The organism is Sphingobacterium phlebotomi, assembly GCF_008180195.1.
GTDB lineage: Bacteria > Bacteroidota > Bacteroidia > Sphingobacteriales > Sphingobacteriaceae > Sphingobacterium > Sphingobacterium phlebotomi.
Genome location: NZ_VTAV01000018.1, coordinates 59,740 through 73,437, shown reverse-complemented (window position 1 = coordinate 73,437; position 13,698 = coordinate 59,740). Strand labels below are relative to the sequence as shown.

Genomic DNA, 13,698 nt, shown 5'->3' with positions numbered 1-13,698 from the left:
CCTTTTTTCACCTTACTTTTGGCAAAACAATTGCATGGCGATGCTTGTTGATATAATCAAATAACTATTAATAGCTCTTATATGAGGAATTTTAACTTAAAAAATGTAGCCATCGCAGGTATGGCCAGTTTATTGGGTAGCATCTCGGTTGCTCAAGCTCAAAAACAAGGAAGCATTGAAGGCACAACTCCCCTTGGCTCTGAGACCCAGTACAGAACATGGTCAGTAGGCTTGAATGCAGGCGTATTGAACCAGTCTAATATCTTCGGTTTCAATCGGGATGGTTTTGACAAATTGGAGCACAACCTTGGGTATAGTGCATATATTAAAAAACAAATTTCCCCATCTTTCGGCCTAAAAGCACAATATATGGGTGGAAAAGTTGCCGGTAAAAACGAAGATGCTACCGGAACAGGTATCGCAGCATTTGAAGCAAAAACACCTTGGTCTGCCGCGCTATCAGGAGAATGGACATTGGCCAATACCAATTGGCGGTTTTTCAATAGTTTTATCAAGCCTTATTTCGCAGTGGGTCTCGGTGCATTGAATTTCGAAACAACAGTAACAGATGCAGACGGCGCAGCAATGACAAACGATGCGGCAACCAAATTATATGTACCTGCAGATTTCGGATTCAAATTTGCTGTTGCCAGAGGCATCAACATTGACCTAGGTTATCAACTAAACTGGGCAAATCAACATTTTGATGGAAGAGCAGGCGGTACATTTAAAAACGACCTATTCTCTTATGCACATGCCGGACTTGAAATCGCATTGGGCAATAGTTTTAAACCCGCACTTAACAACTCCAACCCTGTTGCCACATTGGTGAACGACTACACCGTGAAGTATGACGACTTGAAAGCACAAAACGACGCTTTGAAACAGGAAAATCAAGTTCTATCCGCTCAGCTTGCTACACTGAACGATGATTTAAAAGACGATGATGGCGATGGTGTAGCAAATAAATTCGACAAATGTCCAAATACGCCTGCCGGTATTAAAGTAGATGGGTCTGGTTGTCCGCTTCCGGAAATGAAAAACGAAACAAAAGTAATCGAAAAGATTGTCGTGACGGAAGAAGACAGAAAAGTGGTAGATGAAGCAATTAAAAACCTGGAGTTTGACTTAGGAAAATCGACTATCCGTTCAAGCTCTTACCCTTCATTGAATAGTGTAGCCGCTCTACTTATCGAGAAAAACTTCAGCTTGAAACTAGCTGGACACACAGATAATACGGGTTCTATGCAAACAAATATGCGCTTATCGAAAGAGCGTGCCGAAGCTGTGAAATCCTATTTGGTTTCCAAAGGAGCTAATGCTTCCCGTATTGAAGCTACTGGTTATGGCCCAACACAGCCTATTGCCACAAATGCAACGGCGGAAGGCCGCCAACAAAACCGTCGCGTAGAATTCACATTGTATTAAGATTACCAAACAACAAAATAAAAATGGCTGCCTATACTATAGCGCAGCCATTTTTTATTATGATCTAGCTCAAAAAAAGAATATTATTTTTTATTTCCAAATGTTATTACTATCTTTGCACCGCCTTAGGCAATAGAGCCTATTGTATAATTTATTTCATGAACCCATTTTTAGACTTGGGGATCCGTCATGAAGTTGTTAATGCCATCACTGAGATGGGTTTCGAGAAACCATCTCCTATTCAGGAAAAAGCCATTCCTGTTTTATTGACTGGCAACGACGATTTTGTCGGATTAGCCCAAACCGGCACAGGAAAGACAGCGGCATTTGGTCTTCCACTTTTAGAGTTAATCGACTTTACTCAAAAGCATCCGCAAGCTTTAATATTATGTCCTACACGTGAGCTATGCTTACAAATCGCAAAAGATTTAGAGAAATTTGCTAAGTACATTGATGATGTACATGTTGTTGCCGTTTACGGTGGCGCAAATATTTCTGACCAATTACGCCAGATTCGTCGAGGCGTACAGATTGTGGTAGCCACTCCGGGACGTATGTTAGATATCATCGGCAGAAAGGCAATCGACTTCTCCAATGTGAAGTATGTCGTATTGGACGAAGCAGATGAGATGTTGAATATGGGATTCCAGGAGGATATCAACAACATCCTTTCGGAAACGCCCGACACGAAGAAAACATGGTTGTTTTCAGCAACTATGCCAAAAGAGGTACGTCGTATAGCACAAAACTACATGACCAACCCACAAGAACTTACCGTTGGCGCAAAAAACACCGGTAATGTGAACATTGAACACCATTATTATGTCATTAAGGCTAGAGACAAATATGCGGCGTTCAAGCGTATTGTAGACTATTCCACAGATATTTTCGGAATTGTATTCTGTCGTACAAAGATTGAAACACAGGAAATCGCAGAAGCCTTGGTACGGGATGGCTATAATGCAGACTCGTTGCATGGAGATTTATCTCAACAACAACGCGATAAAGTCATGAAACGCTACCGCGACCGTAGCTTACAATTGCTCATTGCAACAGATGTAGCGGCTCGTGGTATCGATGTAAACGATGTGACACACGTTATCAACTTCTCCTTACCGGATGAAGTGGAGAACTACACACACCGTTCAGGTCGTACAGCTCGCGCCGGTAAGACCGGTATCTCTCTTTCATTAGTAAACGTTAAAGAAATAGGGAAAATCCGTCGTATCGAAAAAATCATCGGCAAACAGTTTGAAAAGAAACAAATACCTCAAGCTACCGAAGTTATTGAAAAACAACTTCTTGCTATGATGAACAAAATACATAATGTTGAAATCAACGAGGAAAAAATAACACCATACCTTCCTAGTATTATGGAAAGTATGCAGGACTTATCAAAAGAAGACATCATCAAACGCTTCGCTTCACTAGAATTCAACCGTTTCTTGGATTATTACCAAAATGCGCCAGACTTGAATGCTGACGCCCGCGAAAGAGACGGCGACCGTGGAGAAAGAGGAGAGCGTGGAGAACGTAGAGAAAGATCTGTTTCCAAGGGATTCACACGTTTGTTCATAAACCTTGGTTCTGTAGATGAGTTTTCACGTGGTGATATGCTCGGTCTTATTTGCGACGCCGCAAATATTTCTGGTAAATCAGTCGGAAAAATCGATATGAAAGGTGTATTCACTTTCTTCGAGGTGCAAGATGCTGACGTGAAGAAAGTGTTTGACGGATTCCAGGGTACGGAGTACAATGGTCGTGCGGTTCGCGTCGAAGTATCCGGCGAAGAAACTCGTGGAGGTGGTCGTCGAGGCGGTGACAGCGGCGGAAGACGCAGAAGCGGAGGTGGAGATAGAGACAGAAAAGGAGGTTCTTTCAGAGGCGACAGACGTAGTTCTGGTGGCTTCGGTGGTGGAGAGCGCTCAGGAAGACGTCAATCTTCTTCTTCTCGCTCTAGATATTAATCATTACGATTTATCATTATTTAAAAGCCGGGTTTTCTGAATGGAAATCCGGCTTTTTCCGTTCTTCAGAAAACCTTAACGTCTTCCTCCAAGTCGTTTTGCTTTTAAATGTCTTCTTCGAGAACGGCGTAATCGCGAATATTTAACCGGATAATGACGTTTAGCTGTGATGTTATTGAACACAAGTGCTGTGAGTAATAAAATTAAGGCTCCAGATAACACCGGACTCAGCACGTATCCATATCCCAATGAGGCAACTTTAGTACCACCGGTCACCGCAATCAATGCCGTTGCTCCACCGGGAGGATGAAGGGTACGGGTCATCTGCATAAAAACAATAGAGGAGGCTACTGCTAGTGGGGCGGTAAGCCATATAATATCGGGTAATAAACGAGCAACCATTACACCCACAAGTGCAGATACGACATGCCCGCCAACAAGGCTTCGTGGTTGCGCTAACGGACTTTGTATCGCTCCATACACTAAAACCGAAGAGGCTCCGAACGAACCGATTAAAAATACATTCTCCAATACGGGCAAATGAAGAGATTGCGTAAAAGCAATAATAAAAATGGCGACAAAAGCACCGATAAAAGACCAGAAATGTTCACGAGGATCAACCAGTGTCTCCCGATAGAAGACATATCGATATACCCGCAACTGTCTATAAATCTGTTTTTTCAACTATTGCGAACTATTTATGACGTTGACGTATAGCTTCATAGATAACAATACCCGCCGAAACCGATACATTTAGGGATTTTATTTCACCAAACATAGGGATTTTCGCCAGTTTATCTGAAACACGAATTAAATCGTCTGATACGCCAACATCTTCGGCCCCTAAAACAATACAAGTAGGAACCGTGTAATCTACATCATACACGGAATCTTGTGTTTTTTCGGTACCCACGACCAGCTGTACGCCCGATTCGATAAGAAAACGCGCGGTACGTCCCAAAGCATCTTCACGACATACCGGAATCTTATATAATGCCCCTGCGGAGGTTTTAATCGCATCGGGGTTAATTTCTGCCGAACCCTTTTTTGGAACAATGATCGCATGGACTCCGGCACATTCCGCTGTACGCGCAATAGCTCCCATATTGCGAACATCGGTTACACCGTCTAACATCAACAAAAGCGGTGTTTCCCCTCTCTCGTAAATGACAGGCAATAAATCTTCGATATGCTGATAAGTAATAGGTGAGATTATCGCTATAACCCCTTGATGGTTTTTTCGAGTAATACGGTTTAACTTTTCAATGGGTACCTGCTGATACCCCATATTATGCTCTTTCAACAAAGATTTCAATTCTAAGAAGAGACTCCCACTCAAACCCCGTTGTACAAACAACGACTCTATCTCCTTGCCACTATCTATCGCTTCAATGACCGCACGGATACCAAACACCATCTGGTTTGATTCTCGCTTTTCTCCTCTTTCCCTATGTTGGAAGTTTCGCATGTTTTTAAAATTAGAGCGTAAAAAAGTTAGAGCCCATTAACATCTTTTGCGCAAAGATAATAAAAGAAAGGTGTATTTAACTCAGTCCGAGATTAAATGCTTTACGAAGTGTTTCCAACGCCGGGTTCTTGGAAACCATTGCCTGATATTTTTCCACCGAGGTATAAGGTTTTCGGACTTTGGTAACCTCCACCTGCACACCCGTTATGTCAAGCGAAAAATTTTGGAGTGCTACCCGCAGATAATTTAAAATATCTATTTTACCCAGTTTAAGCTCATCCATTTGCACGCCATTCTCCACATCCACCTCGATCATCGTATCTTTTAAACGAGGAGGGTTGGCAGTCATAATCGTATATAAGGTAATACGATTCGTTTTCCTCAAACCATCTGCAAATGTATTCCATTGGGCGATAAATGTATTGAAAGTAACCTCTTGAAATTCATCACCTTGAACCAGATCTGGTTCATCCGTATCTGCTTTAGCTTTATCCTCAAATATCGTATTTAAGTTGGGTACATTCGCAGAAGTAGAAATTTTACCCCATCCTTTTTTAACAGCGGTACTTTCAACTGTTATAGCTGATTTTTCCACTGCTGGCATCGAAACAGCGGTTGGCGCCTGTACAGGTGCAGATGCTGTGGGCATTGACGGCACAGGTTTTGACGCAGGAACACTATTTGCTACAGCTGTTGGACGACTTACGGCTGGGTCAGGGAGTTTTTTTTTTACCTCTGTGGAAGCAGAGGATACAAAACTTCCCTGCTTACTCAGTAAAATAGCCGATGTTATATGACACATCTTTAATAAAGCCAACTCCACTTGTAAGCGTTGGTTTTTACTGCCTTTGTAACTAATTTCACACTGATTGGTGATGTTCAATGCAGACAGCAAAAGCCCAGAACTAAGTGCCTGCGATTGATCAAGATACTTACGTTTAATATTTTCACTAACTTCAAGCAACTTCAATGTTGCGGGTTCTTTAGACACCAGTAAATTACGGATATGTGTCGCCAGACCACTAATAAAATGCCCCCCGTCGAAGCCGTTATTTAATACTTTATCAAAAATTAGCAATGTCTGCGCAGCGTCCTCTGTCGCCACACTGTCCATCAGCTGGAAATAGTAATCGTAATCCAGAATATTGAGATTATCGATAACGGTTTGGTAAGTAATATTTTTATTAGAAAAACTGACAATCTGGTCAAACATAGACAGTGCATCCCGAAGTCCACCATCAGCTTTTTGTGCAATAATATGCAATCCATCCGGTTCAAAAGCGATATCCTCCTTTTGTGCAATGGAAGCCAGGTGACTCGCCATATCGTCTACTTTGATACGGTTGAAATCAAATATCTGACAACGGGAAAGGATAGTAGGAAGAATCTTGTGTTTTTCTGTCGTCGCAAGAATAAAAATAGCGTATGAAGGAGGTTCTTCCAACGTTTTCAAAAATGCATTGAAAGCTGCCTGTGAAAGCATATGAACCTCATCAATAATATAAATCTTGTATTTACCGGCTTGTGGTGGGATGCGTACTTGCTCAATCAGACTACGGATATCATCCACTGAGTTATTAGACGCCGCATCCAATTCGTGGATACTGAAAGAATTTCCCTGTTGAAAAGATTTACAGCTTTCACAAGTACCACAGGCTTCCACCTGTTCGCTGATATGTTCACAATTTATTGTTTTTGCCAAAATACGGGCACAGGTCGTTTTCCCGACGCCGCGCGGTCCACAAAACAAAAAGGCTTGCGCCAATTGATTGTTGTGAATGGCATTTTTGAGCGTGCTGGTAATATGCTGCTGACCAACGACAGAGTCGAAGGTAACTGGGCGATATTTCCGTGCTGAAACAATAAAATTATCCATTGCACGAAGATAAGGATTTTAAGAAGTAAAATCTAAATATTAACGGGTAAAAAAACCGCTCCCGAAATCAGATTTTCTAGGGAGCGGTTTTAAATATTAAAATTTCCGGACTATGCGATCGTGTCACCTTTCGGTTCCATTACTTTCCATACTACAGCGGCTATAGCAGCACCTAGAATAGGTGCGACAATAAACAACCATAATTGAGATAATGCCTGTCCTCCAGCCAGCAAGGCAGTCCCGAAAGAGCGTGCAGGATTGACAGAAGTTCCCGTGATAGGGATAGCAACCATATGAATTAACAATAGTGTAAAACCTATTGCCAAACCAGCCATCGTGCTGTTACCAACTTTGGACGTAGTGGCCAAAATGACAAATAAAAAAACAAAAGTCAAGACTGTCTCTGTAACGAAAGCTGCTGTTGTTCCATACTCACTCTGGTATTTTGATCCCCAACCGTTTGCACCGTAAGCCCATTCTCCGGCTGTAAAGCCCGCCAATTGTCCACCCAATATTTGTTGTAAGACAAATGCTCCGAGAAGTGCACCAAGGCACTGTGCAATGATATAAACGATAGCCTCTTTAACTGGCATCCTACCCGCTAACAGCACACCAATTGTAACTGCGGGATTGATATGGCAACCAGAAATACCACCAATGGCGTAAGCAAAAACGACCACAGAAAGTCCAAACGCCATAGATATGCCCAACAACCCTAGTCCAGATAGACCCGCCATGGTATCCACTCCTGCAATGGCTGCCGCACCACAACCAAAAAGTACCAAACCAAAAGTACCGATCAACTCGGCAATAAATTTCGAAGATATTTTAACTTCCATAATCGTTAAACTTTAAATTAGTAAAATTCTAAAATAATACTTCGAACGAATTGAGATACTATGGGATAAAAATCTTGTAGCATCTATATGACACCACGTAAATACGCTATAGAGCAAGAAGTTGACATATTATGGGTTTAAATAGCTTTAGGCATGTTCGTTTTTGTAGCTCAATTGCTATAGCCGTTGTCCTCAAAAATGTAGTATTTTCTTTACACCACTAGCGCCTGTTGATTAGATAACACTTGATTAGAAAGCAATTCCTCAATATTCCTTACCGTTGTAGAAGCTATCTGTGTCAAAGCCTCTTTCGTAAAGAATGCCTGATGGGCCGTAATCAACACATTCGGAAAGCTCATCAATCGTTGAATCGTATCATCTTCGATGATGGCACCACTCAAATCTTTGAAAAACAACTTCTCTTCCTGTTCATACACATCAAGAGCAAGTCCACCAATTTTGCGCTTCTTCAAACCATCGATAACCGCATCCGTATGGATTAAAGCTCCACGACTCGTGTTCAATAAGACCACCCCGTCTTTCATTTGTTGTATCGTTTCCCGATTCACCATATGTTTATTCTCAGGCACCAATGGACAATGAAGAGAAATAATATCGGAAGCCTTGTACAGTTCCTCCATACCAACATACGATACCCCCATTTCTTTCAGTTGGGGATCTTCATAAATATCAAAAGCAAGTAATTCACATCCAAACCCCTTCGCTATACGACAAAAAGCTTTACCTATCTTTCCTGTGCCCACTACGCCAATAGTTTTTCCGTAAAGGTTAAAGCCCAACAGCCCATTTAATGAGAAATTCTGTTCACGCACACGGTTATACGCTTTATGCGTCTTACGATTTAATGTCAGCAACATTGCCATAGCATGTTCGGCCACCGCTTCGGGAGAATAAGCCGGAACACGGCATACCGATATGCCATACGCCCGTGCGGCATCTAAATCTACGTTATTGAAACCTGCACAACGTAAAGCCACGATCTTTACCCCACGAGAAGCCAGCACTTCCATCACTTCACGATTTACGCGATCATTGACGAAAACGCATACTGCGTCCACATCGTTCACGGCTTCCACAATATGAGGGCCTAAATGCGTTTCATAAAACTGATATGCAAAACGTTCATCCTGGTTTGCTTGATTAAAAAACTCGCGGTCATATGGTTGGGTAGAAAAGAAAGCTATTTTCATAAGGTTAAATATAGGAAAAAGAACAAAAAATATACAATATGATAATTAAGGCAAGATAATTGCTTTCATTGTATCGATTTTTATGTGGTGAACAAACTACAGGACATTTAATAATTCAATACACAAACATGAAAAAAGGTATATTTTCCGCTTTTGTTTTATTCGTTTTTTTCTCAACACAATCTGTTTTTGCTCAATTTTCCCGTCCTATAAGTGTCGGTGCAGGTGCAGGTGGTACCATGGTTTGGGCCGATTTAGGGAATACCGACACGCGATTTGCGGGATACATCGAAGCAGAAGGATTAGTAACTCCTTTTATCTCCGTCGGAGTTAAAGGAGAAAAAGGGATGTTGAGCGCATACGGATGGAACAGTGATTTCGAGAACCGCTATCACGCTATCAATGCCAACGCGAAAATCAGACTTGGTCAGTTTCTATCTCTTCCGCCGAACTACAGCTATTATACCCTGGGAGCGAGCACATTTAGCAAAATACTGGCTAACATATATATCGGAGCCGGCGTGGGGATAATGAAAAATAATATAAACCACCGTATAGACCCTAGCTACGGGACATCTATTGAAAATGCAGGCGGAGAAATTTCTGAAGATTTAAATTCCCATCAATTGGCTATCCCTTTAAACATTGGGTTGGATATACCTATCGGACGTACACTCTACGGTCCGCGTTGGGCAATCAATATCAATTATCAGCAATCCTTTCTTCCCAAAGACAATGTTGATGGTGTTATTAATAGTAAGATGGATCAGTATTCCTATCTTTCTTTGGGCGTAAAATTAGCATTGTTTAACCGTAATTAACATCGAGCATCCATAGCTTATAAATTATAATATAATGAATAAGAAGAATTTGAGACACAGATTATCCCAACCTCGAACTATTGTTATCGCGTTATTGACATCATTAATAGTCGTCGCGGCTTGTAAATCAAACAATTTTTATAGCGCTCCAAAAGTATCCGCTTTTAAAGGCGGTAAACTTCCCGCTCCTCCGGGCATGGTATACGTTCCATCAGGAACCATTCTCTACAAAAGCTCTTTGGACAGTGGGAATGTGGGAAAAAACATCAGTCTGAGTGCATTCTTCATTGATGAAACAGAAGTAACCAACAAACAGTACCGTCAATTTGTAAACTGGGTAGCTGATTCGGTCGCCGTAACAGATTACCTAAACGATGACCAGTACTTTTTGGATATTGTCGGTGAAGACGGTCAACGCCGAATCAATTGGAAACGTGTAAAGCGCGTTTCTCCCTTATGGCGTAGTAATGATCCTTCCATTCAAGAACGCTTGGCCCCCATGGTGGTTATGAAAGGAGCTCGCAGGGCGTTAAATGAAGAAATTGTTAAATATCGGTTCTCGTATTTGAAATCAAATGGGCGCCAGGAAACAGCATATGTTACGGATACCGTTCCGGTAATGCCTATAGAGGATATCTGGTCAAAAGATTTTCCAAATGCACAACTATCCTCTATGGACGCAAATTACTTCACGCATGAATCGTTTGATTACTATCCTGTCGTAGGTGTCTCCTGGAAACAGGCACGTGCCTTTACGGATTGGCGAGGAAAAGAGTTAATGGCAAATATTATGAAAAACTCCTATTTGAGTGGCTACCACCTCACCTTTAGTTTACCGACAGAAGCGCAATGGCAATATGCCGCAGAAGGCAAACTAGATCCTCGTGATACCGTATCAGGAACTCGTCTGACGATTGATGGCAGAGAGGGTAAAAAGAAATTGGCCGTTAATTACAAGCAGGGAGAAGGCACCTATTCGCAAGATGGAGCGACCTTTACCGTACCGGCAAAATCATATACACCGAATGCTTTCGGCATTTACAATATGGCAGGAAACGTAGCTGAGTGGACGCTCGATGCATATAGCCCTTCTGCTATTGCTTTCGTCAATGACTTGAATCCAGTCCTGCTATATGATGCGAATGAAAGTGACAGTGACGCCCTCAAAAGAAAGGTCGTGCGAGGTGGCTCATGGAAAGATAATGGGGAACAGTTAAATAGTGAAACACGTAATTATGTAGTGGAGTATGAACCGCACTCCTATATTGGTTTCCGCTGCGTAATGTCCGCTTTTGAAATGCCAACAGATCAAAGTAAAACAAGGAGATATTAGAAGATGAAGTGTAGAATTATAAGAAATTTAGCAGAGATGAAAGCACTAGTCATAATCGCTTTAACATGCGGGGTCAACCATGCTATAGCACAACAGGAAGTCGATATTCCGCCGCAACGGGATACGACCACATTAGATACCCTCACACAGGACGTTTTTTTGGGCAATCAGCAACAGACTCCTTTATACGACACGAGCAATCAGGATATATTGATGGATACCATCCCAACAACGGACGGCTTCTATCAAGCGAATAACTTGGAAGATGCCGTTCCATTTGCCTATCCTAAGGTCAATATTAAAAATATCCGCTTTTACAAACGGGTATGGAGAGATATCGATTTATCCAACGAGGAAAATTATATTTATGCTATTCCAGGTGCATCCTTAATTGAAGCCATCATGAAGGGAATAAACGAAGGAAAACTAACGCCTTACAGTCCGGAAGACGATTCATTCAAAACAAAGATGACGGCGAGTCAAGGTGTTGCACAGTTCGCTGATAGTGTTTTAGTACCGATTTTTGATGAGGAAGGAAATCAGATCGATGCACAAATGACCTTAAATGAGTTTAATCCCGAACGCGTTACAAAATTTAGAATCAAAGAAGATATTTTCTTTGACAAACAGCGCGGTCGCTTAGAGACACGCATTATAGGTGTAGCACCTTTGATGGATATTTCTTCGTCTGCAGAGCTTGCAGAAGCAGTAGGTTCAACACCGGCGTTCTGGCTATATTTCCCTCAATTGCGTTATACGCTTGTTAAGGTTGATGTTTCCGACCCCGATAGAGGTCTTTATGACATGAGTATGGATGATCTATTCGTTCAACGAAAATTTGCCAGCACCATTATCCGGGAATCCTCCCCTAGCGCGATGCGCCAAGAAGCACAATACGCGGAGAACGCTTTACAGCAACTGCAAGAAGCGCAACAAATCGAGGACAAGCTGGAAACATATAAAGAAAAACTTTGGTCGACTCCAAAAGGTGTAAATCAAGAAGAACTTGAAAATTACCAACCACCGGTGCAACGACAAAACAATACACCATCGACTAGCAATCCATCAAATACAACGACAACAACTGCTGAAGAAGAAACAGAAACATTGGAATAGCCGTTGATATTATATACAATAAAACAAAAAATGCCACTCGTTTCCGAGTGGCATTTTTTGTTACTTGCAACTTTTCTACTAGTTCGCTGTTAAGGCAACAGCGTTCAATTGTCTTGGCGATCCATCCGGACCTACCGCGATAATATTATCGAATATCACTCTAGTACCTGGAACGATTCCGTTCAACGCCGTTTTCATACTGGAGCTTAACGTTCCTCCATTGGTCGAAAGTACGATAGCATCTGCCCTTGGTTTTGCGATAATCAGACTGAATTTGGTGACTTTAAATTTGGCATCAAAGTCAAAGTTATCCAATGTCGCAAATACCGCATTTTGGGCTTTGATCGCGACCGTTGCCATATTACCTCCCGTTTTTCCGCCGAACTTAGCAATCGGATCTGGAATTCTCTTTACTCTAAATTCCGTTGTACTCAACGTTTGCACTTTACCCGGTGCCACCTCAGCCGAAACAGAAACTGTTGCCGTACCTGGCGAGCTCACGGTAGCATTATATTTACCACCGGAACCGGAAAGTTTTCCACCGCCACCATTTAGGCTCACCCGTATCTTATCCGTCGGTGTACCTGGAGCAGAAACGGACAGAGGGTTGCTGACACCGATATAAAGCACATTCATTTTATCTGGTGATACAACCGCAGATGGTCTGGCAACCTGATAGATCTGTTCTGGTGTACGATATTCCTTAACAGTACCATCCGTCTGTTTAACATTAATCACCCCGGACCATTTAAAAACGCCCTCTTGGTTGGTCGGAGCTGTGTATACTCCTTTTCCATCCACGACATTTAACGGTGTTCCGTTGACCGTAATAGCTGGTTGTGATTTTGAGTCGGACGCCGTTAAAAAAACCTCCGCTGTGTAAGGTTGTCCTTGAATCAAGTACGAAGTAGGCGCTACTGCTACTGCTGCAAACTTGTCTAAATTTACAACCGCTTGGTCCATTTTACCTAAAATAAGCTTCACCACATCTGATTCTGCATTTTGCGCATCCACTTGAATTTTGGTCAGCGTGGTCATCGCAGCCGTCAAAGGCGTTCCACTTCCAAAGTTGACTTCTTCCCATTTCCTTTTGCCGTTTGTGGATCTTTCCGGATCTTGTGCTTCCAGTGAAAACGAAACGGATTTTCGGTCAGCTTCACTCAATAGTGACAATAGTTTTTCTCGGGTGCTATTTATTTTTTCCTTTAATTCCGTCCCTCTTTTACCATTTATCATAAGATGAGGTGCAATATCTGCATTTTCACGTCGTACCAAATCACCTGTGTCTTCATCGTATCCGCCGCCCTGTTTCTCAAACTCCTGTTTCAATGCATTAATATATTGATCAAGTTCATCTACAACAGCACGAGCTTGTTTAGCTTGTTCATAAATAGGCTTCGCCCGTTCTGGTTCTTCTTTCAGTTTTGTACTCTCAAATGCGGCAAACAACTGTTCGACAGAATTGTCGACATTCGTTTTAGAAGCTTCAAGACTATCATTAATATTCTTAAAAGCATCTAATATGGAGTTTGGTACATTCAATGCGAGTAAGGCCAACAAAACCAAATATAAAATATTGATCATGCGCTGCCTTGGAGTCTCTCTTCCGTAAGCCATTCTTTTCTTTTTTTGTTATAAA

At 42.0% G+C, this 13,698-nt stretch carries 11 protein-coding genes; 5 read left to right on the top strand and 6 right to left on the bottom strand.

Going from position 1 to position 13,698, the window contains the following annotated elements:
• Positions 1-81: 81 nt before the first annotated feature.
• The gene (locus FXV77_RS18890; RefSeq protein ID WP_148920801.1) at positions 82-1,428 is read left to right on the top strand and encodes an OmpA family protein; all 1,347 of its coding nucleotides are present in this window, start codon (positions 82-84) and stop codon (positions 1,426-1,428) included.
• 158 nt (positions 1,429-1,586) lie between these two features.
• Positions 1,587-3,395: a DEAD/DEAH box helicase gene (locus tag FXV77_RS18885; RefSeq protein WP_148920800.1), complete on the top strand. Its 1,809-nt coding sequence runs from the start codon at positions 1,587-1,589 to the stop codon at positions 3,393-3,395.
• A gap of 75 nt (positions 3,396-3,470) precedes the next feature.
• Here the strand turns inward: FXV77_RS18885 and FXV77_RS18880 are convergent, their stop codons facing one another.
• From FXV77_RS18880 to FXV77_RS18860, 5 genes are all read right to left on the bottom strand, one after another.
• Complete coding sequence (locus tag FXV77_RS18880) at positions 3,471-4,079, bottom strand: HPP family protein (RefSeq protein WP_148920799.1); 609 nt, start codon at positions 4,077-4,079, stop codon at positions 3,471-3,473.
• A 10-nt stretch (positions 4,080-4,089) separates the two neighbouring features.
• Positions 4,090-4,863, bottom strand: a complete 774-nt coding sequence (rlmB, locus tag FXV77_RS18875) for a 23S rRNA (guanosine(2251)-2'-O)-methyltransferase RlmB (protein ID WP_148920798.1) — start codon at positions 4,861-4,863, stop codon at positions 4,090-4,092.
• A 76-nt stretch (positions 4,864-4,939) separates the two neighbouring features.
• Complete coding sequence (locus tag FXV77_RS18870) at positions 4,940-6,739, bottom strand: DNA polymerase III subunit gamma/tau (protein ID WP_148920797.1); 1,800 nt, start codon at positions 6,737-6,739, stop codon at positions 4,940-4,942.
• 110 nt (positions 6,740-6,849) lie between these two features.
• Positions 6,850-7,578, bottom strand: a complete 729-nt coding sequence (locus tag FXV77_RS18865; RefSeq protein WP_148920796.1) for an MIP family channel protein — start codon at positions 7,576-7,578, stop codon at positions 6,850-6,852.
• 212 nt (positions 7,579-7,790) lie between these two features.
• Positions 7,791-8,789, bottom strand: a complete 999-nt coding sequence (locus tag FXV77_RS18860; protein ID WP_148920795.1) for a 2-hydroxyacid dehydrogenase — start codon at positions 8,787-8,789, stop codon at positions 7,791-7,793.
• 128 nt (positions 8,790-8,917) lie between these two features.
• Between FXV77_RS18860 and FXV77_RS18855 the strand changes: the two genes are divergently transcribed.
• The 3 genes from FXV77_RS18855 to porN are packed head-to-tail and all read left to right on the top strand — an operon-like array spanning position 8,918 to position 12,059.
• Entirely contained in the window at positions 8,918-9,610 is a 693-nt protein-coding gene (locus tag FXV77_RS18855) for a hypothetical protein (RefSeq protein ID WP_148920794.1), read from the top strand.
• A 34-nt stretch (positions 9,611-9,644) separates the two neighbouring features.
• Entirely contained in the window at positions 9,645-10,943 is a 1,299-nt protein-coding gene (gene porK / locus FXV77_RS18850) for a T9SS ring complex lipoprotein PorK/GldK (RefSeq protein ID WP_148920793.1), read from the top strand.
• Between the two features lie 36 nt (positions 10,944-10,979).
• Complete coding sequence (gene porN, locus FXV77_RS18845) at positions 10,980-12,059, top strand: type IX secretion system ring subunit PorN/GldN (protein WP_187444182.1); 1,080 nt, start codon at positions 10,980-10,982, stop codon at positions 12,057-12,059.
• Between the two features lie 78 nt (positions 12,060-12,137).
• Here porN and porM read toward each other — a convergent pair whose 3' ends face one another.
• On the bottom strand, positions 12,138-13,676 hold the full coding sequence (gene porM / locus FXV77_RS18840) for a type IX secretion system motor protein PorM/GldM (protein ID WP_148920791.1): 1,539 nt from the start codon (positions 13,674-13,676) through the stop codon (positions 12,138-12,140).
• Positions 13,677-13,698 lie beyond the last annotated feature (22 nt).

Excerpts from the sequence above, each read along its gene's own strand:
- FXV77_RS18890 (WP_148920801.1), top strand. The coding sequence starts at position 82 with ATGAGGAATTTTAACTTAAAAAATGTAGCCATCGCAGGTATGGCCAGT.
- FXV77_RS18885 (WP_148920800.1), top strand. The coding sequence starts at position 1,587 with ATGAACCCATTTTTAGACTTGGGGATCCGTCATGAAGTTGTTAATGCC.
- rlmB (WP_148920798.1), bottom strand. The coding sequence starts at position 4,863 with ATGCGAAACTTCCAACATAGGGAAAGAGGAGAAAAGCGAGAATCAAAC.
- FXV77_RS18870 (WP_148920797.1), bottom strand. The coding sequence starts at position 6,739 with ATGGATAATTTTATTGTTTCAGCACGGAAATATCGCCCAGTTACCTTC.
- FXV77_RS18865 (WP_148920796.1), bottom strand. The coding sequence starts at position 7,578 with ATGGAAGTTAAAATATCTTCGAAATTTATTGCCGAGTTGATCGGTACT.
- FXV77_RS18860 (WP_148920795.1), bottom strand. The coding sequence starts at position 8,789 with ATGAAAATAGCTTTCTTTTCTACCCAACCATATGACCGCGAGTTTTTT.
- FXV77_RS18855 (WP_148920794.1), top strand. The coding sequence starts at position 8,918 with ATGAAAAAAGGTATATTTTCCGCTTTTGTTTTATTCGTTTTTTTCTCA.
- porK (WP_148920793.1), top strand. The coding sequence starts at position 9,645 with ATGAATAAGAAGAATTTGAGACACAGATTATCCCAACCTCGAACTATT.
- porN (WP_187444182.1), top strand. The coding sequence starts at position 10,980 with ATGAAAGCACTAGTCATAATCGCTTTAACATGCGGGGTCAACCATGCT.
- porM (WP_148920791.1), bottom strand. The coding sequence starts at position 13,676 with ATGGCTTACGGAAGAGAGACTCCAAGGCAGCGCATGATCAATATTTTA.